This window comes from Ktedonobacter racemifer DSM 44963 (assembly GCF_000178855.1).
GTDB lineage: Bacteria > Chloroflexota > Ktedonobacteria > Ktedonobacterales > Ktedonobacteraceae > Ktedonobacter > Ktedonobacter racemifer.
In genome coordinates this window covers 1,378,398-1,400,399 of sequence record NZ_ADVG01000002.1, presented here as the reverse complement: position 1 = coordinate 1,400,399, position 22,002 = coordinate 1,378,398, and the positions used below count along the sequence as shown (strand labels likewise).

Genomic DNA, 22,002 nt, shown 5'->3' with positions numbered 1-22,002 from the left:
AATGTAAACCTACTCCAGCATATGCTTCCAGCCGCACACGCAAAGGTTCAAGTGTTTTCTTGAGCTCAGGGACAGTAAACAGATGCTCTGTGACCTGTTGTAATGTTGGCATAAGTGGATCCAGGAAGGCGCTTACCGCGGCCTCGCCCACGAGACGGTACACTTCTTTTCAGGTCAATCTCATCTAAAGCAGGAGAGGGGCTTCATATCATCTTTCCTGCTTCTTTTCTTACCTTCTTATTTCTTCTGACTGACGAGCAAAACATTCCCATCAGGATCCTTAAAAGCTAGGAAATACATTGAGCCAATATCTTCAATATCGCTTACCAGTTCGATATCTCTGGCCACCAGAAAATCATGTGCCGCTTCAATATCAGCTGTTTCGAGCATCAACAGGGGGGGCCTGCCATCTGGTTGAGTGAGCGTCACGTTGGCATCCAGCGTTAAAAAAGGACTGTGTTGGCGATCCATAGGCACATCATAAATGGTGCCTTCGTGGGTAGTGCTGCTTTGGGAGACGCCGAGCAACTCATTATACCACTTACTGGAGCGCTGCATATCCGTCACATGCACAAAGACACTGGTGACGCGATTTTGGATTGGACTCTTCATCGTTTTGTTCTCTCTTTAAAATTGGTTCTTTCTACCCACAAGGCGGGCAGATATGATACTATTCTTGTGTTACATGAAAAAAAAGGAATGTTAGGGTTATTTAGATGCGATTGCCTTGGACTTCTTTTGCCTCTTCTGGCATCTCAAGCCAGGAAATCTCTAGCATCCCTGGGCGCATGAATCTTGCATTGTAAACAGCCTGGCCGAGTTGATCACGAAGTTGTTTATCCACTGTCATCCTCCTAAAGAGTAGGCCCGTAGGCCCTGGCCAACATCGACCAGGGCAAGAGACTATTTTGCTTGCTTCTTACCTTGAAGGTCGTTCAGTACAAGCCTGAACACTGTTACTATGGCGTCATTTGGGGACGCTTCAGGGTGGTACTCCACATATTTGCAGAGGGCCGTTAGAACGATCAGAAGAAACATACCGACTATACCAACGATGCCACCAAAGATGCATGCAAGAATGATTGCTGTAACCATGTGTATACCTCGCTTTCTTGTTTACCCTTCCGTTTCCTGTATACCCTCTTCTGTTTCCAGTTCTGTTACCACTATGGCATTGGGTACCGGGCGTAAACGCTGCAGATGTTTACTTGCCGTCTTACGGGTACACCCCAACCGTTGCTCAATGATGGTCGTGGTAACGTGGGGGGCCTCCTGGTACATCTGCTCGATCAGCGTACCATAATCAATGGTTTGTTTACCCCTTTCTGGCTTCTCAGGCGCGTCTACTGCCTCTTGCTCTGTTTCCTGGTCCTGAGTATTTCCAGCAGGTAACGCCATGTGTGTTGTTGGTTCTGGGAGCGCGACCGTCGCCACAGTCCGTTCAATAGTTTCGCGTACCAGCTCCACCGTCACCGTCGAGAAACGGTTAAGCGTTTCCTGATTCATTGTCTGCATCGCCACCAGGTTCTGGGTATTCATCTCTTGCATAGCCTGGATGACCTGGGCGAGGTCGCTGGTCTGTATACCCTGTGTAGGTTGTGCGTTTACCAGTTGTTCCTCTTCTGTTACGTGTGCCTGTTTACCCTGCTGTTTGTTTCCTGCCGCGATCTGCATACGCCAGCGTTCCATGGTCCTATCGACTGCCATCAGGATAAGCAGAAATGTCGCGAGCGCGGCACGTTCGTATACAAAGCTCGTCGAGTTGATGTTGAGTATACTCATCGCCTGCGCGATCGTGCCCGGTACGTCTCTACGCTGGGTAAACACGGCGCCAATGATGATGGAGACATAGGCCAGGAACGACAGGAAAACAATATTGAAGGTGACCAGCACCCACTTGCCGACAGGATGGCCAACCATACGCGCGAGATCTGGCACACGCCCGATCACCAACAGGATCTGGAAGTCAACGCCCAGGCCCATGATGAGAAGCCACACATAGAACAGGAACGGGACGTGGCCCAGCACCTCGCCATTGCTCAGGACATCCATAAAGCCCAGGACTGAGGCGATGGCCAGGAGATACCCCAGCACCAGGTTGATGATTTTGTCGGCGCGGTGTGTCCATTCGATGGCCCGCTCATAAAAACTATCAGGATCGGTTCGAGTGACATCAAAGGAAGCGTTGGCAGCCTGTTCTTGTTTCTTGTTGGCGCGGGCAATTTGTTTGGCAAGTTTGGCCTGCGCACGTCTCTCCGCCCGGGTAAGTTGCTTTTGATCTTGTATCTGTACTTCTTGCATTTCTCTATCCTTTCGCCTGTGTGGCGGTGTGTATAATGTGTGTGCACGTTTGTGTGAGCACTGTGCGTGTGCCTGTGTGCACAGAGTTTTGCGTGTGTGCCTGAGCCCAAAACCCTTGCAATGAAGATACACACACACAACCTCACACAGCGTTACTTTTCCGAGTGATAAGTCCAAGTTTCTCCATTTCGTCTAGCAACTCGCGTGCCTGGTTGAAGTTAAGATCCAGGGCCTCTTTCATGGTTCGAATAGACTGGGCTCCGCCCTCCCAGGCTTTTAAGGCTTTTTCATATAGTTGTTCACGCTCTGTCAGTTCCGGCTCTGGCTTACGTGGCTGTAAGTCTTCCATAAAAGGCCGTGTCTTTGGCAGCGCATAGAGCCGACGCGTAGCCGCTGGTGGCAATGATGGCCTGGATAGTGGCTCTTGAACTACTGATGTAACAGGCACAGGTGGTGCTTCACGTTCGCGTTGGGCCTGGATCTGTTTGTTTAAGGCTTTGAGCCTTGCCCTCAGGTCATAATCAGGGGCCAGGATCAGATCTTTGCAATCAGGCATTTCTACGACGGCCTGGCCAACCTGGTCCTCTCGCGCGTTTCGTTGAAGCAGTTGCGTCTGGTAAAAGCCCGCGGCCTGAGCAGCTGATACACGTACAGAGAACGACATGCCCGAGGTAACATTGATCAGGGCTTCCTGCAGATCCTCATCGCGATAATCAACCTGAGCACACATAAGGAACTGGACCAACACTTTCAGTCCTCGCCGGGCAAGCTTTTTGATGCAGAAAACCAGGCGCGCATAGTCGCGTTTCGCGCGCTCTTTCTCATCAGGCACAACAGCATCAATTCGCTGCTTAAAGTAGTCCTTGAGGTCGATAAACTCCTCCAGGTAGACAATGATGAGTGGCTGTTGTTCCAGCTCCTCCTCGCTCAGGTTGTTGTAGCGATAGTCGACCAGGGCCAGCAGGTACTCCAGGTACCGCAAGACTTCGTCCTCGTTTCGTGCGTGGAGGCGTACCGGGAAGCCTGCGACATCCATTTTTACAATGTGTGGCGCGCTGGCAAACAGGCGACTGGTTTTATTTTCCAGGTCCAAGAGCGCGATCTGCACACGATCTGGATCATGGGTGCGAATAATGGCATCCAGGAGGGCCGCGGCCATGCTCGACTTGCCATGCTGGCTCGCGCCAATGAGCTTCAGGTGGCGCTTATAGAAGTTAATTTTGACCGCCGGATTGCGCGGCCTGGTCAGTGATCGGCCAATATAGACCTCATAGTTGTTGCGCTGGGTGTGGCTGACGATACTGTCGATGGTAATCCTGGGCGGCGTTGCCTCGGTTTGTGCTGTGCTCGCTTCAAATGGATTGGCCTCTTCTGTTGATTCATTTGTCTGTTCAGGATCTGGATCCACCTGATGGATCTCTGGCTCTGGCGAGGAAGCTGGGGCGGTAGTCTCTTGTTGTGGAGCAACAATATTGCCCTCTTCGTCGATCTGTCCCAACAACGCGCTCCAGTTAGCATTGCGGAACTGCTCAATAATGGGAATGTTGATGTTGTGTCCATTGGCACGTTCCTTATCGATAACGTGTTTGCCTACCAGGCCAATGGTAACAGCTCCAACAGCTCCAATGGCGACTCCTGTCCATCCTAGATTAAGGGCTTCCGCAGCCCCTGCCAGGAGCGGCAGGCCAACAAAGCCTGTCGCAATCTCAACCGGGGTACCCGTACTCAGGTCCATGAGACCGTTGCCATAATCTTCTTCTTGTTCCTGGTTAATGATGTCTTCGCTCATTGCCTACCCCGCTATGCGGTTCGTGGTTGACGGAATACAGGGGTCAGTATTTTCTCAAGGCGATAAAAACCACGGATACCCATGAAAATGCTACCCGCGCTCATTGCTGCGATGTAACAGAGACTGACGAGCCACCCGCCATTGCCCCAATTGAAGATCCAGACGAACGCGCCGCCCAGGGTTGTATTTGTGGCAATGCTGTACCACAAGTCAGTTGTCACTTCAAGCACAAAAAAAGCCCCAATGATCCAGCGATGCAACAATTTGCTATGAATTGGCGAACCAGGCATTGCCAGGCCCCAGAAAATGACCTGACAAACCACTGCAACTGTCCATCCAATTTTGTTGTATTTATCCATGTTTGATTGCAGAAACATGAGTAGTTGTTGTGCGGTGATGTTGGAAGGAACAATCGTGCCGCCTTGCATGATGCCAACAATACTGTCGTGAGTGGTGACAATCTGTTGAAATGAGCAATAGAGCCATGTGCCAACCTCAAGCAATGCATAAAGTCCTTGCATAAGAACCAGCTGCTCGCCAGATGTTGCCCTGGCTGTTGCGGTTGATGATGTTCGCATTTATTCAACCTCCTCCGTGCGTGCATAAACTGAGTAATCTTCTACCAGTTCTTCATCCTCGAGAATGGCGAGAAAAAGCGGATCGATATGGCAGTACTCCCACTCCAGGATGATAAAACCAAGATTCCCTTTACCAGACCTGCCTGTTGCGACCAGGATCACCTCATCTCGATTCGCGAACCAGGCCTTGATCTTTCCCAGCAACCAATCCAAGCGTTCAACGGCCACGGTAAAATGCACCCCTTGATAGACTCCTTGCTCAATAATGAGCATAGGCATTTCTGAAGAAACTACATCTTCTAGGGTTTCAAAAGAATAGGGAACAAGCCCTGACATGCGTTGTCTCCTTAGGCTAGTTTTGCAGAGCTTTCGTGTGATAAGATGCACGCAGCCCTGCAAGCTGAATGGCTCATGGGTCAACTCTTGCCCTCCCGGTATTGACAGCTGACGAGGGCAGGAGTCTCCTCAAAAAATCTCCAAGGCGAGAGCCGAAGCCCTCGCCGGAACGAACTTCAATGTTTACAGATTATCCAAGACTGATTTTGCTCCTTTCCTCGCCTCCGATTGTCTGAGGCTCTTCAAGTACTCCTCCGTTGTGCTCACAGAAGCATGTCTGAGGAGTTTCGAGAGCTGATAAATGTTGCCCCCATTCCTTATAAACATGGCTGCCATGGTATGGCGGAATGTGTGCGGACTACAACGTACGCCCTCAATACCGGCCCAGCTGCCCAGGCGATCCACCATCCGGTACAATCCGGAAATCGTAAGCGCTTTTCCGGATCTGTTGACAAACACCAATGCTTTGCCGAGTGCCTGGCGCTTGATTTGTTGTGCCTGGCGAGCTGGGAGCCGTTGCAATTGCTCCCTTATCTCGTACTCAATCGTTGGCTCGCGAAACATGCGAACATACTTCTGGATGGCGCGCCTGGCCTGCTCTCCCAGGCCAACTTCCCCCCACTTACCACCTTTCCCAAAAACGCGAATATGAGCATCTTTCGAATCAAGGCACACATTTCCTATAGTAAGTGTGCACAGCTCATGGGCACGAATACCACTATCCAGTAAGCATGCAAGTATAGCGCGATCGCGCACCTGGAGGTGTTCAGATTCTTCTCTGTCACAGGCCGCAAACAGCGCTTCTATTTGCTCTATGGTGAATGTTTCAATGATGACTTCCTCAACCTTTGGCTTCTTGATGCGCTGGATGCTGATGGAAAGCACATACTGACTGTATTGCTCATCAAGTACGCACCAGTTGAGGAAGGTTTTGATAACACGAGAGACACGCGAGAGGGTATAGGTCGAAATCTCCTCACGGTCCGCGCGAGATGGTCGGTGCGTTTGCTTAAAATCATCCAGGTAGAGCATCATGACTCGATCATTAATTTGATCAAGAGAAATCTGACCTTTGCCAGAAACGACATGCCACTCTTTTGAGGTTGGATTCTGCGCTAACCCATGCGTATCGCACCAATTGGCAAAGACCACCAGCTCTAAGGTATAGCCAATCTGCGTTGTGTGCGCCAGGCGTTTCACGTTTGGTGATGCCAGAAAATCTTTTACTGCATCAGAAACGGATATTGGTGCTCGCTCATCTCGTCTCTTGATGGCACGGATATTCTTCATGGCATCACCATGAAAGGGGGAATTGTACAAGAGGAAAGAACTACCTGTCCCCACCCTTGCAAGGGGAGTAAAATGGCTCTAGAAGCCATTTGAGTGGGACGGGATACTCCGAAGCCGTGTGCGCTGGTTCGATTCCAGTCGGGAACACCATAAACGTATCACTGTAAACCCGCTCTAAAGGCGGGTTTATTTGTGTCACCGGGTTTCCATCAGGGAGAGTGAATGAATGGACTTTATACAGGTGTATACCGCTATCGATTCCAAAGGGGCGGCTCAGAGAATAGCAGACGCGGTTGTTACCAGGCGGCTCGCGGCCTGTTGTTGTGTCTCCGGTCCCATAACGAGTACGTACTGGTGGCAGGGAAAGCTAGAGTAGGCTGAAGAGTGGGTATGTACGATGAAGACACGTAAGGAACTCTACGACGAGCTAGAGAAAGCCATCAAAGAGGTTCATACGTATGATATACCAGAGGTGCTTGCAACCCCTATAGTGGCGGGGAATAAGAGCTACCTGGATTGGATTGCGAACGAGACGCAGAGATAAGCAGACACAAACAGGGCCTGGATACTACTATCCAGGCCCTTTTCTATGACATGTTCTTATGTTTGTCTTTGGATATAAAGACCTTTCCTCAGTTAGCGTCCATAAATGTCAATGTCAAGCCACAGCCCTGGAGCTTATGCGACTTTGGTGAAGGTGAACGAGGTTGAATCAGGGGTGGAGAGGTCTTCACCAATGGGTTCTATCATATTGCGGTCGTCGTAAGAAGTAAGCTGCCAATAGGCGTCATTGTCGGCCTTGAGACCAAATCCGTCATCGGTCTGTTCAGCGGTAACCTGGCACGTGGGATCAGTATTGGGTAGGTCCGACTCCATAATTATGGGGGAGTCAGTAGTATCATGGCAAAGGTGTTTCCCATCAGGTGTGCGAAACGCGAGTTTGCCACCAGCCAGGACCTCGACAGTGAACTTGACCGGACTTGCCGCACCAGATGTTAATACTAACTTTCCGTCATTGAGCTGTTCAAAGCCAAAATCTCTTCCATCTAATGTGAGTTGCACCTGGTCACCATTGCCTGGGAGATAGTGGGAATCTGCATCAGCATGTGCGTTTGCTACCCAGAGCTGCGTCGAGAGGAGCAGACCCGCGCAGCAGAGTATGCCAGCCAGCAGGCGTACCACAAAGAGCATAGTTTTTTTCTTTATAGAGACCATAGGTTTTTCCCTTTCGAAAAGCACACGTTAAATATGAGCAAGGCTAAATCCTGCTCTTACTCAAAGTTTAAGAAAAGCTGCAAAGGTGACAAAACGAATAGTATTTCTTGTATGGCGTTTTTGTTGCCTATTTGCGCTCCATGTGTAGCGCCTGAAAAGTGCGGACGCGTTTCAGCGAAAAGACATGCATAAGTCTTGTTTTCTCCATCCTTAGAAAAAGTCATATGTACATCAGGGGAAAAAGAAGTGCTAGAAGATGACGCACGGGAAAAAAGGTCGTAGGTGTTTAAACGTGCGACCGGAGGAGGCGTAACAGGCTTATGGAGTAGCCGCGTACGCAAGTAGCGGGCCGAGATGCTACTCGGAGCGGCACTCGGAGCAGCGGCCGAAGAGGGAGAGGGAGTGTCCCTCGATGGTGAAATCAGTCTGGTTGCCGATCTTCGTGAGCTGTTCTTTAGGGAGGCAGATATCTACCTCGACCACGCGATGACACTGGTTGCAGGTCAGGTGATGGTGGTGGCTGTGCCCGCAGACGCGATAGTGGTGCGTGCCATCGGCGAAGTCGACGCGGTTGAGCAGGCCCTTATTGACGAGCTTTTCTATCGAGCGGTAGACGGTCGCGCGACCCAGGTTGGGATCATCTTTGCGAATATTCTGCCACAGGTCATCAACGGTAAAATTGGTTTCGTTCTCAGCGAACTCAACGAGCCGTTGTTCGATAAGCCGACGCGGGCGTGTGCGACGCTGACTGACTTCATCGAACGCGGCACGGATTTGTTCTTCGATGGAATGTGCCTCGGTCACGTTGCTTACTCTCTTTCTGGACTGGCTACGCACGGGGTAGAGATCGCCTGTGCAGGTCTATTGAGATAGTATATCACGAACAGGCGCTCTAGGGAAAGTTTTTATGTTGCAGGGAAAGGATATTGGCGGGCAGCTGCCCGCCAATATCCTTTCCCTGCAACATTATGTCTATTTGCTGGTGCTGCTCTTGAGGACCTGCTCCAGGCTATTCATCTGGTCGAGCTGCCAGGACTGGTAGGTCTTGCCCTGGGGCATGGTCTCGGTCACAGGCACAATGGGAATGTTCTTGCTCTGTGCATCCCGCTGGAGCTTGCTAGTGATGGGCGTATTGGTCTGCTCATTGTAGATCAGGACTTTGATCTCGCCATGCGTGATCTGGTTATTGGCGATGGCGACCGTGTTAGCAGGGGGATCATTGCCCTCGGCAATGGCTTTCTGAAGCTCGCCTGGCGTCTTTACATCCAGTCCCATCGGGCCAGTCTGATAGAGGAAGATCGTCTCGGTCAGGCCCACAGGGGTACCCGCGTACTTGCTCTTGATTTCGCTGATCTTCTGCTCAAGCGCCTGAAGCGAATCGTCGAATTTCTTCAAATTGGCGTCATAGTCGGCGGCATGGGCCGCGTCCTGCTTCTTGAGAACCGTGGCGATGGAGCTGGCAATGACCTTCACATTCTGGGGACTATACCAGACATGCTCGTTGTCGGGCAGCTTCTGGGGAGCGATATCGAAGGCCGTCACGATGCTGCGGTTATCATTGGGCGAGGCATCGAGCAGTTTCTTCATCCACTCGTCATAGCCGCCCCCATTCTGGATGACAAGCTGGGCGGTCGCCACGGCCTTGCCATTCTCCACGCTTGACTCGTATTCATGTGGATCGACGTTGGGATCGGAGAGGACGCTGCTCACATTGACGTGCTCACCTCCAACCTGTTTCGCAATATCGCCATAGAAATTCTCTGCCGCCACCACATTCATCTTGCCTGAACTCTGAGCCAGGCTAGAGCTGTTGCAGGCCGTAAACAGCCCAAGAAGTGAAATAGAGAGAAGTAGTGCTATCCCTGCTCTTTTTGCGTGCATGATCTATCTTTATCTCCTGAGTATGCTAATGCCATTAATTGAGACGATATCTCTTTAGCTTTGAGGAGAGTATACCCTCCTTCGCCATATTTGTCAATGAGATATTGTCTCAATTGTATATTTGATATGTGGTCTCAATAGTCTTGATTTTGGTGAAAAAGCATGTCATACTTGTATTGGTCAATAAGACTTGTATCGTCAAATTTGTAGGAGTAGAGTCTGAAGTATGCGAGTGGCTTTTGTTGGAAAGGGTGGCAGTGGGAAAACCACGCTCTCATCGTTATTCTGTCGTTATCTAGCGAGTAGTCAGTGGCCTGTGATGGCCATGGACGCGGATATTAATCAACACCTGGGCATGGCGTTGGGTCTCTCCGAAATGGAGGCCGCTACGCTTATCCCGATGGGCCTGGAAATAGAGCGCATCAAAGCGTATGTACGCGGGTCTAATCCCCGTCTGCCTTCGACGGCGTCGATGCTCAAGACCACGCCTCCGGGAACTGGTTCGCGTCTGTTGCGCCTGGATGAGCAAAATCCGCTTTGGGCGCATTTTGCACGCGAGGTAGCTGGTGTGCGCCTGCTTGTCACTGGCCCATTCAGCCAGGAGGATTTGGGGCATCGCTGTTACCACTCAAAGGTAGGTGCGGTCGAGCTGATTCTCAACCACTTGCTGGATGGTCCAGGTGAGTATGTGGTGGTCGATATGACGGCTGGGGCTGATTCATTTGCGTCTGGCATGTTTACCAAGTTCGACCTGACGTTTCTGGTGGTTGAGCCAACGCTCAAGTCGCTTGGCGTCTACAAGCAATATCAAGAGTACGCGCGTGAGTATGATGTGCTTATCCGCGTGATTGGGAACAAAGTTGAGTCGGAGGAGGATGTGCAGTTCTTGCGCGAGCAGGTGGGTGCTGATCTACTGACATGGCTGGGACGCTCAACCTATGTGCGAGCGCAGGAGAAGGGGCAATCTCTCCCCTTTGAGTGTTTAGAGCCTGAGCATGTCCAGGCGCTTGTGACAATGAAGCAGGCTCTAGATAGTGGTCAGAAGGACTGGGAGAAATTGTATGTGCAGATGGTGGAGTTTCATCGCAAAAATGCGCTGGGCTGGGCCAACGCCTCGCTAGGCGAGGACGTTACCTCCCAGATTGATCCCACGTTCTCTCTCTCCGAGGCGGCACGAGGCTATGTGACTGCCAGTTAGTAGGGGCCTGCAAATGTGTTGTATTCCTGCGCGGTGCATCGTTCTGTGCCGCCAGAATACATAAATGGCTGTTGTGGAAGGCGAGTATGCTGATGCCTGTCTTCGATCATGGGATTATCCGGTATACCGTCAACATGTAGCGGCAAAACATCCCTGAGTACCGATGGCGACGAATTCGCCTCAATGAAAGGAGTACCCTCGATGTCATTAGACGTTTCTCCAGCGCTGCTTGAGCAGGCTCAACAGGGTGAGGTACGCACGAGTGATTTCTTGCAATGTATCCGTGACTCCCTGCCCTACGCGTGGAATCTCATTGAAGGCCTGGCTCTTCGTCTGTGCCAGGGGGATGACACGTTTGTGGATAACCAGGTTCCGCCTCCCAGCGAGTATGAGCGTGGGCAGCTCCTGCGCGTGCTCTCAAGCGACGCGATGCGCAACGCCCTTGAAGCCCACTTTGGCGTAAAACTGGCTTTCCAGAACTGCCATCGCGTAGCGCTCTTCCGCCAGGACCAGCTAGGCAAGACTTATGAGGAATTTATTTCTCCTCGTAGTCAGCTCCTCAACCAGTCCCCCGAACTGCGCGATTGCTAACAAAAATTTGTAGGGCCATGCTTACATGGTCCTACAAATTCCCTTACAGGAAAGATGGGGGAAAAGATAGGTAGAACTCCCAATGACACTTTGCAGAAATTGCCCTATGATAGATATGTACATATTCTAAGGGCTTGTATGCCTGGTAATATTTTGTGGTGCCGCCAGTGGTAATGCTGTGGCTTTTTTTACCCTTCGATGGCACCAGTCTCATAGATAGGGAGTTTCTGATGAAGAAGAAGTTGTATGTGGGTGTTCTTGGTTGCCTGGTGGCGCTATGCGCCTTGTTGTTGACGACGCAGTCGGCGCTGGCGCATGAGAAGCGTCATGTTGGGAAGTATACCTTCGTGGTTGGTTTTCTGGATGAGCCGGCCTACGCGAATATAAAAAATGGGCTGGACCTGACTATTTGTAATGGCGATGCCTGTACCTATACCGTGACGGATGGGCAGAAGGTGGTGTCTAACCCGGTCGAGAATGCCGAGCAGACCTTGAAGGCAGAGGCCATCCAGGGCGGCGCGCAGCCTCTGCCTCTGACAGTCGAGCCACGCTGGGCTAATCCGGGCAAATATGCGGGCTACTTTCTGCCCACGACCGCAGGTGCCTATACCTTCCACATCTATGGTACACTGAATGGGCAGCAGATCGACGAGAAATTTACCAGTAGCCCCAACGGCTTTAGCGAGGTGGGGCAGATCACAGCCTATCCTGCGACCACGAAGAATGTGAGTACGAGCGCCGCTGATACGAGTGCGCTGGCACAGCAGGTCAAGGATGCGCAGAACAGTGCGCAGGTGGCTTCCACACTTGGCATTGCTGGTATCGTGGTTGGCGTCGTTGGGATGGCGTTGGCGGCGTTTGCCTTTACGCGTAAATCTCGCGTTGTGCAGGCGACACAAGAGCCTGCCGAGAGCCTGCGTGGCTAGAAGCTAGCTTGAATGAGCGCCTGGGGCCAGACAAATTTCTTCGGGGTATCCTCTCCTAATGCCGATACAGGGTAGATTCTGTGATCTACCCTGTGTCTCTGTTTCTTTGAGGGATACGTTCTGTTTATGAGGGCATTCTATCTGACCCAGGAGTGAAGAAGTGGCAAATATGTCTGTTTTAACATCTGCGAGTAAACACTATAGATGGACGCTGTGGCGCAAGGGTGTGTGCGCGCTGCTGTTCTGCCTATTGATCTTTCTTCTCCATCCGCTGCCCGCCCTGGCGCATGCCCAGTATGATCATAGCGATCCCGCGGCGAACGCAACCCTGCCTTCTGGTCAGCCGCCAGCGCAGGTCAAGGTCTGGTTTACCGAGCGCATTGAGCCTGCCTTTAGCAAGCTTGAGGTGTATAACAAGGCGCGCCAGCGGGTCGATGCAGGCGATAGCCATATGATCCCCACCGACGACTCTGGCCTGATGGTTTCGCTGCGCTCGCAGTTGCCCGACGGTGGCTACACGGTCGTCTTTCGCAATGTGTCGCGTGACGATGGTCATGCCGTGGTGGGCAGCTTTAGCTTTGTCGTGGGCAATATGCCTCAGCCGCCGCCCGATAACGCGCTCTTGCAGCAGCTTCAAACCTCCGGCGATAATTTCAATGTCTGGAGCGTCGCTATTCGCTGGCTGAACTATCTGGGGATGGCGGGCCTGGTGGGCGCCCTGACTTTTCTCTTGCTTGTGCTTCGTCCCGCGCAGGTACGCCTGGCCGCCGATCCCCTTATCAAATCGGATCGCGAATTGCTGCGTGTTCGGAGTGAGCGCGCTATCCAGGCCATTGTGGTAGGGAGCCTGGCGCTCTTGCTCGTTGGCTGGGTTGCCTTCACCTTCTACCAGGCGAGCGTGGCGAGTGATAGTAGTATCTGGCAGGCATTCGGTAATGGCACGGTGCGCAGCCTACTCTTTGAGAGTCACTTTGGCAGTATCTGGCTTCCGCGCCTGGGGCTTATCGCGTTGGGCGTGGTCCTGTGGCTCTTCTGGCGCTATGGTGTGCATGAAGGCGGCATCAGCTATCTCCTCCCGGTCTATCTCTTCCTGCTGGGAATTGGTGTGATGACCACGACCTCCCTTGACTCGCACGCGGCGGCGAACCATGATCCGGGTCTCTGGATCATGTTCGATGTCCTGCACCTCTCCGCGACCGGCTTCTGGATCGGAGGACTCTTAGCCTTTGTGCTGATCCTGCCTGCAACACTGCATATCCTGCTCCCCGGAACCGGTGATCGCACGCGTTTCTTCGCGGCCCTGATTCCCCATTTCTCGCGGGTCGCGCTCGCCAGCGTAATCTGTCTCTCGGTAACGGGTATTCTGGAGGCGGGGAGCCATGTCTCTGGCGATGGCTGGCTCAGCGCGCCAGCCTGGTGGCAGTTGCTGACCAGCCCATATGGGATCGCCCTGGAGATCAAGGTCGGGCTTTTTGTGATCCTGATTGGGCTGGGCGCCTTTGCCTTACGCAGAGTCAGCCCGCGTATGCGCCGCTACGCCGCCGATCCCTCTAAGGAGACAGGGGCGGCCTCCTTCGCGGCAGGGAGCTTGCAGAGAACCTTCAGACGTTCGATCTTGATAGAGGTAGGCATAGGGGTGCTGTTGCTGCTTGTGGTGGGCGGCCTGACGAGCTTGAGTCCACCTACCCAGGCCAGCACGCGGACCGGCAACGCGTTGCTCCAGCAGGGACAGGTGGGCGACCTGAGCTATCGCCTGGCGGTCACTCCCGGGACCATCGGCAGTAATGCCTTTGAGCTGTCCATGACCGATGCCAATGGTAAGCCTGTGACCAAGACGAATGCGGTTCTGCTGCGCTTCACCATGCTGGATATGGAGATGGGGGTGCAGGAATTAGTACTCCAACCCGTGGCGGGAAAGCCCGGCCTGTATAGCTCGACCGATAGCATCTTGAGCATGGGTGGCGACTGGCAGATCGCGATCCTGGTCAGGCGCCCCGGTATGGATGATGTGCGCACTTCGTTCAAGATTGTCGTGCATGTATAGGTCTGGTAGATGGTGTGGAGCCCCTGGTCGCCTGTGGCTGCCAGGGGCTCCACACCATCTACCAAATTTTTTAATTGTGTCGATTGTGCCGATAGTGCATAATGAGGATGTGTAAGATTGGTGCTTCAGCTTAATTTGGGAAGAGGTTTGGCATGACATTCGCGCGACGTTCCGTGGCTCAGATTATTTTGCTTGTGCTTTCGGTCATTGGTATTGGCGTCTCTATTTACCTGACCTATGTGCATTATAATAGCGGCGCCCTGGTCTGTACGACGAGTGGGCTGGTGAATTGTGAGCGTGTGCTCTCTAGCATGTATTCCGTTGTGCCTGGGACCTCCATTCCGATCTCGGTTCCGGGTCTGCTCTGGTTCCTGGTGAGTGGTGCTCTGGCCGCTGTGGCCTGGCTGGCCCGCCCCGCCCTGCGCCTCGTGCGCCTCGCTGAGTTCGCCTGGTGCTGTGTGGGTCTGCTGACCGTCCTGTACCTGGTGTATGTCGAGCTGGTGCGTTTGCATACCATCTGCGCTTGGTGTACCTCGCTGCATGTTATCATCCTGGTCATGCTGCTAATTACCGTCGTCTCCCTCTACAACGGCGAGGGCAATGCATATGATGATGAAGAGGACGAGGAAGTGCTTCCCTCAAAAGCTGCTTCCCGCCGCTAGGTATAGTGTGTGACGGCTGGCGTTCCTGGCACGTGTCATGGCTATGTGCTGGACTCGTAACGTGTATGGACTGTGTAAGGGCTTGCTGCCTTGCCTGGCCCTTGCTTCAAGGGGGAAATGACCATGAAACGCTGGTTGTTGCTGGCGCTTGCTCTGGCGCTGATGCTTCCTCTCGCTTTCTGGGGATGGCAATTCGCTACGCTGCATACCTCGTCTGGGCCGTCACCCACCCTCGCCAGAGCGGCCAAAAGCCTGTATAAGTATGATATGTGCGCACAGGCCTATGCCTTTCCTTACGCCGATGCTTCTATCCCCTTCAAGACCGACTATACCTTCGCCGATCCCTTCCGCAAGACGCAGGATACTATTATTCCCCGTATGCTGGCGTACAATTCCCAGACGCAAACCATTAACATGAATGTTGATGTGGTGTTGCCCCAGGTGAATACCTATCACCTCTCGCTGACGCGTGTGCATGAAGAGGATGGCATCTTTGTGCTGTTGCCGGACCAGTCGAACCATCTACGGCGTGCTCAGATTCCCCAGTTTATTGTCGCATCATTTCTGCATGGCCGCCTGGCAATTGTGGACTATACCTGTCCCCAGAAATGGGTCTGGAAAGAGGCTAGCATATGATCAGGCAATGGATGTGTGTAGAAAAAATGGCGTCCCGGCCTTAGTCGGGACGCCATTTTTTCTACACATCTACTATTCCCATTTGAATGTGCGTATGGCGACCAGGAGAATGACGACCGCCCAGATGGCCAGGATGAGGAGCTGGAAGCCTGGGAAGGCGTTGGAATCGGTCAGGGTGCTCTGGAGGGCCTGGGTGAGGGCCGTCGAGGGCAGGAAGCGTGAGACCGCTGCGATAGGCGCGGGTAGGTGGTCCAGGGGCAGGATGCCGCCGCCGATGAGCAGGAAGAGCAGGAAGAGGCCATTCGCCCCCGCCAGGGTCAGCTCCGCGCGTAGAGCGCCCGCCATCGCCAGGCCCAGGGCCGAGAAGGTGATGGTTCCCAGGATAATGAAGAGCAGGGCCAGGGGGAGCGAACCCAGAGGATGCCAGCCGTAGAGCAGGACCGCGACCCCCACCAGCAGGATCACCTGTACAAGCTCTAGCGCGAGAATGGAGATGACCTTGGCCACGATGAGTCCCCCGCGCGAGAGGGGCGAGCTGCCCAGGCGCTTGAGCACGCCATAATAGCGCTCATAAGCCGTTGCGATGCCCAGATTGACCATGCCAGCCGCGATAATCGCCACCGCCAGCACGCCTGGCAGCAGGAAATTGACCGCGCTCCCCTTGACGCCTGGTACAATGTTGAGCGAGGCGAAGAAGATCAGGAGCATGACCGGGATAATCAGCGTGACCAGGACATTCTCGCCACGACGCGAGGTCAGGAGCAGTTCGTATTTGGTCTGTTGAAGCACCTGGCGCAGGGATGAGGCCGGGCGATTGCTGCCTCCGGCGGAAGGGTTTATCTGTTTCTGTGTTTGCACTGCCATGATTAGTCTCGAACCTCCGATCCGGTGAGGCGCAGGAACAGGTCTTCTAGTGAGCCATGACCCGTGCGCAGTTCGGAGAGGGTGATATGCTGGTCGCGGAGCCAGGTTGTCAGCTCGACGATTAGTTGTGGTACCTCCTGGCCCTCTTTTGTCTCCAGGAGATAGCTGCCAGGGCGGATCTCCTGTGCCTTGCTTGCCGAGGGCAGAGAGGCCAGGCGCGCGCAATCCAGCCCGGCCGGGGCTACGAAGCGCACCACATTGGCGTTCTGAACGCCCGTAATGTTGGCAGGCGTATCCAGCTTGATCAGCTCACCGTGATCGATGATGGCGATGCGGTCGGCCAGGCGCTCAGCCTCATCCATATAGTGAGTTGTCAGCAGGATAGTAACGCCGCTGGCTTTGAGGTCGCGAATGATCCCCCAGGTTGCCAGGCGGGCCTGGGGGTCCATGCCAGCCGTAGGCTCGTCCATAAAGATAAGCTCGGGATTGCCGACCAGGGCCAGGGCCAGGGCCAGGCGGCGCTTCTGACCTCCCGAGAGACGGCGGCAGCGTGTCTTCTGCGCGTTTGCCAGTCCCACCAGTTCGAGCAGGTCGGTAACATTGCGTGGTTGCGCAAAGTAGCCCGCAAATAGCTCAAGGACCTCGCGGGCCGTCAGAGCTGGATATAGCCCATCCTGCTGGAGCATTACGCCGAGGCGTGGCTTCAGTACCTGGGCTTCATGTATGGGATCGAGGCCCAGGACGCGAATCGTGCCTGCATCGGCCTTGCGATAGCCTTCTAAGGTCTCAACTGTGGTGGTTTTCCCGGCACCGTTTGGTCCCAGCAGGGCAAAGACCTCGCCCTGGCGGACGCTAAAACTCAGGTCCTTGATGACCTCGTTAGAGCCATAGCGTTTCTTAAAATTCTCAACGACAATGGCCTCATTCCCAGTGGAGGGGCTGCCTGAGACCTTTTGACTCGTCGTCTGCGCTCGTGCAGACATACTCTTGCTCCTTGTTAATAGAAATGGAAGAATACTGCGTTTGTTCTGCCTCATACCTTACCGCAGTTCTCATTTACTGACAAGAGTAAACTTTCGTGCCTGCGGCGCTCAAGGGTAGGAGGGATGGGCATGTGGCGCGGGCATTGCCCGCGCCACATGCCCATCCCTCCTACCCAGAGGCGAGCTTGCGAGCCGAGATCTAAGAGCAAAGATATAGCAAGATTGTGCCGATTAGGAGAGATATATCCCTGGATGAGGAGCGGTAGGCGTCATATTTACGGCGTGATGAGAAGATTGGGTAGATAAAATTTGACGTCACCCAATCTCAAGTGTTACACTAATCGGAATATTCGATGAACTTTGTCCTGTACATCTTGAGATGTGTAGGTTGTTTTAGGGTAAATGATCTGCGTACTGCCTCCGTGTGAGGCATGTCCAGCATGCGTTGTTGACGTGTGCTGGCCTTTTTTTAAGGAGGATATTGCCATTATGTCTTCGGAGCACTTGTCCGGTGCGTTTGCTGATAAGTTCGCCAAAGAAGGTCTTACCTTTGACGATGTTCTCATTATCCCCGCTGCTTCCTCTATTCTCCCTAGCGGAGTCTCGACGCAGACGCGTTTCTCGCGTAATATCACCATCAACATTCCTATTGTTAGCGCGGCCATGGATACGGTAACTGAGGCGCGCCTGGCCATCGCCCTGGCCCGTGAGGGTGGTATTGGTGTGATTCACCGTAACCTCTCGATTGAGAGCCAGGCGGCTGAAGTCGATAAGGTCAAGCGTTCAGAGTCGGGTATGATCACCGACCCCATTACTCTGTCCCCCGAGGCTCCCCTGCGCGAGGCACTGGATGTGATGGCACATTTCCATATCTCTGGTATCCCCATTACTGAGGAAGGGAAACTGGTTGGTATTCTCACCAACCGTGACATGCGCTTTGAAACCAATGTTGGGCGCCCAATCTCTGAGCTGATGACGCGCGAGAACCTGATCACCGTTCCCGTTGGTACCACCCTGGAGCAGGCACGCGAAATCCTGCATCGCTACAAGGTCGAGAAGCTGCCCGTGGTCGATGATCACAATATGCTTAAGGGCCTGATCACGATGAAGGATATCCAGAAGAAGACTATGTTCCCCAATGCCACCAAAGACCGCTTTGGTCGTCTGCGCGTGGCCGCGGGCATCGGTGTGGGTGCCGACTCGGTGCAGCGCTGTGGCGCCCTGGTGGAAGAGGGCGTAGACGTGATCGTGATTGATACCGCGCACGCGCATTCGCACATGGTCATCGAGAGCGTGGCGCGTATTAAAGAGCTTTTCGGCAAGAAGGTAGATGTGGTTGCCGGTAACGTAGTTACCGCCGAAGCCACACAGGCCCTGATCGAGGCTGGCGTTGACGCCGTCAAGGTTGGCGTCGGTCCTGGCTCCATCTGTACTACGCGTGTCATCGCTGGTGTGGGTATGCCCCAGGTCTCAGCCGTCTTTGATTGCGCCCAGATCGCGCGCAAGTACAATGTGCCTGTGATCGCTGATGGCGGTATCCAGTACTCTGGTGATATCGCTAAAGCCATCGCTGCTGGCGCCGATACCGTTATGATGGGTAGCTTACTGGCGGGCGTGGACGAGAGCCCAGGTGAACTGATCATCTCGCATGGCGAGCGCTTCAAGGACTATCGTGGCATGGGTTCCGTGGCCGCTATGAAGCAGCGCAGTTATAGCAAGGATCGCTACTTCCAGGAGGGCCGCGAGGAGGGTCAGGTGATCGCCGAAGGCATTGAGGCACGTGTCCCCTATAAGGGCATGCTCAGCCCCTTCGTCTACCAGATGGTTGGTGGTCTGCGCCAGTCCATGGGCTATGCAGGCGCGGCGACGATCCAGGAGATGCAGGAGAAGACGCGCTTCGTGCGTATCACCAGCGCGGGCCTGCGTGAGAGCCATCCCCACGACGTCATGATTACCAAAGAAGCACCCAACTACGGCAGCAAAGGCCGCTAAGTTTTTTAATGAGAAGAGGGTGGTCTGGCGGCTAGAAGCCGCCAGACCACCCTCTTCTCATTACCTATAGTACTACCAAAGTACTGGGCAAATTCTTGAGAAAAATTGCAGCTTTTAACGTTATAAATGTTTATATCCCCGTAGGGTCCCACTGTTTATGTTATTTAAAACATTATAAATTGCAAATTACTTGTTATATACAGTATGTTAGGTAGCCCGGGGGTACTAGGTTTTCTCAAGTATGCAGAGATTTAGCCGTATATCTTTAGTATCAAGACGCGGTGATGAAATACATAGTAGTCACCATATACCTTTCCTAAGAAAAACTACAATCACAGATTTGTTATAACTATTTCTCGGAAGACAAGATTAAGGCTTCTGGGACAGTAAGATCTTATTCCGAAACCCAACATCACTCGCGTGACTAGCGCTTCGCGCCCAGGTTTTCGGAGAAGAAGTAAAAGGAGTATTCGTGAAAGAGCATACTATCCAGACATCCAAACAGCCTAAGAAGATGAAGAGCTTGCTGCTGAAGCTTGGAATGGCAACACTGTTTGGTGTTATGATGATGACCGCCATGCTTGGTTTGGGTGCGCGGACAGCCTCTGCTAAAGTTCACACGGCTAATGCCAATGCGGACGTCGTTTCGATGATTCGCCAGGTCTTTGGTCCTCACGCCAACCAGGCGATCAACATTGCCCGTTGTGAATCGCACTTTAATCCGAACGCGACCAATACGCAGCCCATTGGTAACAGCCACGCGGCAGGCGTCTTCCAGATCCTCTACCCAAGCACCTGGAATGGGACGCCTATGGCTGGTAGCTCGCCCTATGATGCCTATGCCAACATCAAGGCCGCCTACCACATCTTCCAGCGCGATGGCTACAGCTGGTACGAGTGGCAGTGCCAGCCCTAATCAAAAATAAGTAAAAAGCAGGAGAAAGGCTCCCCGAGGGGAGCCTTTCTCCTGCTTTTTATCGGGCAAGATAGGAGAAGAGTTCTTCCCAGGGGTAGGGGCCGGGACAGAAATGGCGGCCAACGGGGTCCATGGAGTAGTGACCAGTGATGCCACCAGTGGCATCGGCGCGCCGCCTGGGAATTTCGTGGCGTTCGCAGATGTTTTTGACCAGGCGGAAGCTGACCTCGGTCTGGATGGTGGTCAGTGCATCTGAGTTGTCACGACTGGGCTTCACGTGCTCGATCGAGATAGTGACATAGTTGGGGTTGAGGCCCTTACTCCACCAGGGATCATGTCCCTCGCTCACATAGCCATTGCCCCAGGCCGCGTCATGTTCGCGCACGGACTGCACGATCACACCATCGCGCCCAATGGTATAGTGCGTACTGACATCGGTGCGTTGAAAGAATTCCCCAACCTCCTGCGCGCTATTAAAGCCAGCCGTGCCGTGGATAATCAGCCAGCGCACATTATGCTTTTCACGTCCGGGGAAATAATTATTGGAGGGTAGCCAGAGGACTCCTGGTTCATCCATGAATATGCTCCTGCCTATTGTTAGAAGTCTCGACGCTTCTATAGGACGTCTTTGGGTATACATATACCACATAGCCGCCCGGTGGTGTAGCCATTATAGCTAGCCTAACAATAAAGAATGCCTAATTATAGATTAGCCAAGATGTCCCAGCCAATTGCGTCCCGTTCCTCTATAGAATAGAATAACTAGGGTCATACCCTGATACCACACACGCTCAAATATAGAATAGAATAACTAGGGTCATACCCTGACACCACACACGCTCAAAAAACCTGCCGGCCGCGGAGGAAAAGAATGGTTGATTTAAAACAGACACTAAGCCGTTTTCTGGCTATTCCTGGAGTGCGTCTCGCGATCCTTGTAGGACGAGACGGCCTCTTGATCGAAGGCATGACACGTGATGGCAAGGATAATATGGAAGCTGTCGGAGCCATCATGACGACGGCTTTGAGCACCGCCGAAGCCCTGGGGCAGGAGATTTCGCGTGGTGGGGTAGTTGGGGTTGTGATGGAATATGAACAAGGCCTGGTCAGCATTGATCCCCTGGGCGATTTCGCCCTGATGGTGACCCTTTTTGATAATGCCTCAAATCTTGGGCGCATACGTCATCTAGTCAGAACGAGTCGCAATGAAGTGCTTGAGGCTCTTGATATTGCGTAATTTAGGTATAAGATATGGTCAATAACATCTGTTTGGCGTGTATATGGAGGGCGGCGCGTTCATGGAACAACTGACAAACCTGGTCATTTCTGATCGCGAACTCGTGGCGATTACGGCTTTGCTGACAAAATTGATGAACGATACCAATGCAACTTCTACGATGCTGATCGATAAGAGTGGGCAGGTGGTTGCGGTTCAGGGTTCTGAGTCGCGCAGTAAGGCTACGACCCTTGGTGCCTTGCTGGCAGGCGTCTTCTCGTCTTCGCGTGAGGTGGCAAGGCTGCTCAATGAGAAGGATTTCCGCAGCATTTTCCAGCAAGGGGTCCAGGAAAATATCTTCACGTCTATGGTTGAGGAGCAGTGGCTCCTGGTAATTATTTTTGATAAACTAACGCATATTGGCCTGGTAAAGGTGCTCTCCAAAAAAGCTGCTGACGAATTAGGACGTATTCTCGAACGCGTGCGTAGCGATACTTCACGCACAAAGTCCTCAGTCATCAACTTGCAGTTCCGCTCGTCTGTTGAAGATACCATTGATCTGCTCTTCCGCGATTAAGGGGCCT

General features: G+C 53.0%; 23 protein-coding genes and 1 pseudogene. 11 read left to right on the top strand and 13 right to left on the bottom strand.

Translation table 11 applies throughout. The features are described 5' to 3' along the window. Window positions 1-237: 237 nt before the first annotated feature. The 7 genes from KRAC_RS22415 to KRAC_RS22385 form a co-directional block, all read right to left on the bottom strand. Window positions 238-612, bottom strand: a complete 375-nt coding sequence (locus KRAC_RS22415) for a VOC family protein (RefSeq protein ID WP_007911032.1) — start codon at window positions 610-612, stop codon at window positions 238-240. Window positions 613-712: 100 nt separating this feature from the next. Then, window positions 713-844: a hypothetical protein gene (locus KRAC_RS78395; RefSeq protein WP_007911030.1), complete on the bottom strand. Its 132-nt coding sequence runs from the start codon at window positions 842-844 to the stop codon at window positions 713-715. A 272-nt stretch (window positions 845-1,116) separates the two neighbouring features. Continuing rightward, a complete protein-coding gene (locus KRAC_RS22405) occupies window positions 1,117-2,301 on the bottom strand; it encodes an MFS transporter (protein ID WP_007911025.1) in 1,185 nt (394 codons plus the stop codon). 142 nt (window positions 2,302-2,443) lie between these two features. Continuing rightward, complete coding sequence (locus tag KRAC_RS22400) at window positions 2,444-4,090, bottom strand: FtsK/SpoIIIE domain-containing protein (protein ID WP_007911023.1); 1,647 nt, start codon at window positions 4,088-4,090, stop codon at window positions 2,444-2,446. A gap of 11 nt (window positions 4,091-4,101) precedes the next feature. Continuing rightward, window positions 4,102-4,668: a hypothetical protein gene (locus tag KRAC_RS22395; RefSeq protein ID WP_007911021.1), complete on the bottom strand. Its 567-nt coding sequence runs from the start codon at window positions 4,666-4,668 to the stop codon at window positions 4,102-4,104. Continuing rightward, the gene (locus KRAC_RS22390; protein WP_007911019.1) at window positions 4,669-5,004 is read right to left on the bottom strand and encodes a hypothetical protein; all 336 of its coding nucleotides are present in this window, start codon (window positions 5,002-5,004) and stop codon (window positions 4,669-4,671) included. It lies immediately after the preceding gene. A 183-nt stretch (window positions 5,005-5,187) separates the two neighbouring features. Next, window positions 5,188-6,294: a tyrosine-type recombinase/integrase gene (locus tag KRAC_RS22385; RefSeq protein ID WP_007911010.1), complete on the bottom strand. Its 1,107-nt coding sequence runs from the start codon at window positions 6,292-6,294 to the stop codon at window positions 5,188-5,190. A 226-nt stretch (window positions 6,295-6,520) separates the two neighbouring features. On the opposite strand from KRAC_RS22385, the pseudogene cutA reads away from it, so the two are divergent. Further along, window positions 6,521-6,838 (top strand): annotated as a pseudogene (cutA, locus tag KRAC_RS76195) (divalent-cation tolerance protein CutA). A 134-nt stretch (window positions 6,839-6,972) separates the two neighbouring features. On the opposite strand, the gene KRAC_RS22375 reads toward cutA, so the two are convergent. The 3 genes from KRAC_RS22375 to KRAC_RS22365 all read right to left on the bottom strand — a co-directional run bounded on the left by KRAC_RS22375 (window position 6,973) and on the right by KRAC_RS22365 (window position 9,390). Beyond that, window positions 6,973-7,485: a fascin domain-containing protein gene (locus tag KRAC_RS22375; RefSeq protein WP_040444011.1), complete on the bottom strand. Its 513-nt coding sequence runs from the start codon at window positions 7,483-7,485 to the stop codon at window positions 6,973-6,975. Window positions 7,486-7,866: 381 nt separating this feature from the next. Beyond that, window positions 7,867-8,313, bottom strand: coding sequence for a Fur family transcriptional regulator (locus tag KRAC_RS66370; RefSeq protein ID WP_244422226.1), 447 nt, complete (start codon window positions 8,311-8,313; stop codon window positions 7,867-7,869). 168 nt (window positions 8,314-8,481) lie between these two features. Further along, a complete protein-coding gene (locus KRAC_RS22365) occupies window positions 8,482-9,390 on the bottom strand; it encodes a metal ABC transporter solute-binding protein, Zn/Mn family (RefSeq protein ID WP_007911004.1) in 909 nt (302 codons plus the stop codon). A gap of 226 nt (window positions 9,391-9,616) precedes the next feature. Between KRAC_RS22365 and KRAC_RS22360 the strand changes: the two genes are divergently transcribed. From KRAC_RS22360 to KRAC_RS22335, 6 genes are all read left to right on the top strand, one after another. Next, entirely contained in the window at window positions 9,617-10,588 is a 972-nt protein-coding gene (locus KRAC_RS22360; RefSeq protein ID WP_007911002.1) for an ATP-binding protein, read from the top strand. Window positions 10,589-10,789: 201 nt separating this feature from the next. Next, a complete protein-coding gene (locus KRAC_RS22355; protein ID WP_007911000.1) occupies window positions 10,790-11,179 on the top strand; it encodes an SCO5389 family protein in 390 nt (129 codons plus the stop codon). A gap of 230 nt (window positions 11,180-11,409) precedes the next feature. Then, window positions 11,410-12,105 (top strand): hypothetical protein, encoded by a 696-nt coding sequence (locus tag KRAC_RS22350; RefSeq protein WP_007910998.1) that lies wholly within the window; start codon window positions 11,410-11,412, stop codon window positions 12,103-12,105. A 169-nt stretch (window positions 12,106-12,274) separates the two neighbouring features. Continuing rightward, window positions 12,275-14,149: a copper resistance CopC/CopD family protein gene (locus tag KRAC_RS22345; protein ID WP_040444009.1), complete on the top strand. Its 1,875-nt coding sequence runs from the start codon at window positions 12,275-12,277 to the stop codon at window positions 14,147-14,149. A 152-nt stretch (window positions 14,150-14,301) separates the two neighbouring features. Beyond that, window positions 14,302-14,811 carry a vitamin K epoxide reductase family protein gene (locus tag KRAC_RS22340; RefSeq protein ID WP_007910994.1) on the top strand — a complete coding sequence of 170 codons (510 nt, stop codon included), beginning with the start codon at window positions 14,302-14,304 and terminating at the stop codon, window positions 14,809-14,811. Window positions 14,812-14,934: 123 nt separating this feature from the next. Continuing rightward, a complete protein-coding gene (locus KRAC_RS22335) occupies window positions 14,935-15,447 on the top strand; it encodes a hypothetical protein (protein ID WP_007910992.1) in 513 nt (170 codons plus the stop codon). A gap of 72 nt (window positions 15,448-15,519) precedes the next feature. Here the strand turns inward: KRAC_RS22335 and KRAC_RS22330 are convergent, their stop codons facing one another. Both KRAC_RS22330 and KRAC_RS22325 read right to left on the bottom strand, forming a co-directional pair. Next, window positions 15,520-16,311 carry an ABC transporter permease gene (locus KRAC_RS22330; protein WP_007910991.1) on the bottom strand — a complete coding sequence of 264 codons (792 nt, stop codon included), beginning with the start codon at window positions 16,309-16,311 and terminating at the stop codon, window positions 15,520-15,522. Window positions 16,312-16,313: 2 nt separating this feature from the next. Next, entirely contained in the window at window positions 16,314-17,294 is a 981-nt protein-coding gene (locus KRAC_RS22325) for an ABC transporter ATP-binding protein (RefSeq protein WP_007910989.1), read from the bottom strand. Between the two features lie 489 nt (window positions 17,295-17,783). Between KRAC_RS22325 and guaB the strand changes: the two genes are divergently transcribed. Then, window positions 17,784-19,286: an IMP dehydrogenase gene (gene guaB, locus KRAC_RS22320; RefSeq protein WP_007910988.1), complete on the top strand. Its 1,503-nt coding sequence runs from the start codon at window positions 17,784-17,786 to the stop codon at window positions 19,284-19,286. Window positions 19,287-19,758: 472 nt separating this feature from the next. Next, window positions 19,759-20,202 carry a transglycosylase SLT domain-containing protein gene (locus KRAC_RS22315; protein ID WP_007910987.1) on the top strand — a complete coding sequence of 148 codons (444 nt, stop codon included), beginning with the start codon at window positions 19,759-19,761 and terminating at the stop codon, window positions 20,200-20,202. A gap of 58 nt (window positions 20,203-20,260) precedes the next feature. Here KRAC_RS22315 and KRAC_RS22310 read toward each other — a convergent pair whose 3' ends face one another. Continuing rightward, a complete protein-coding gene (locus tag KRAC_RS22310) occupies window positions 20,261-20,779 on the bottom strand; it encodes an N-acetylmuramoyl-L-alanine amidase (RefSeq protein WP_007910986.1) in 519 nt (172 codons plus the stop codon). A 294-nt stretch (window positions 20,780-21,073) separates the two neighbouring features. Between KRAC_RS22310 and KRAC_RS22305 the strand changes: the two genes are divergently transcribed. Continuing rightward, window positions 21,074-21,439, top strand: coding sequence for a roadblock/LC7 domain-containing protein (locus KRAC_RS22305; RefSeq protein ID WP_007910985.1), 366 nt, complete (start codon window positions 21,074-21,076; stop codon window positions 21,437-21,439). 61 nt (window positions 21,440-21,500) lie between these two features. Next, window positions 21,501-21,995 (top strand): roadblock/LC7 domain-containing protein, encoded by a 495-nt coding sequence (locus tag KRAC_RS22300; RefSeq protein WP_007910984.1) that lies wholly within the window; start codon window positions 21,501-21,503, stop codon window positions 21,993-21,995. The last annotated feature ends 7 nt before the right edge of the window (window positions 21,996-22,002 follow it).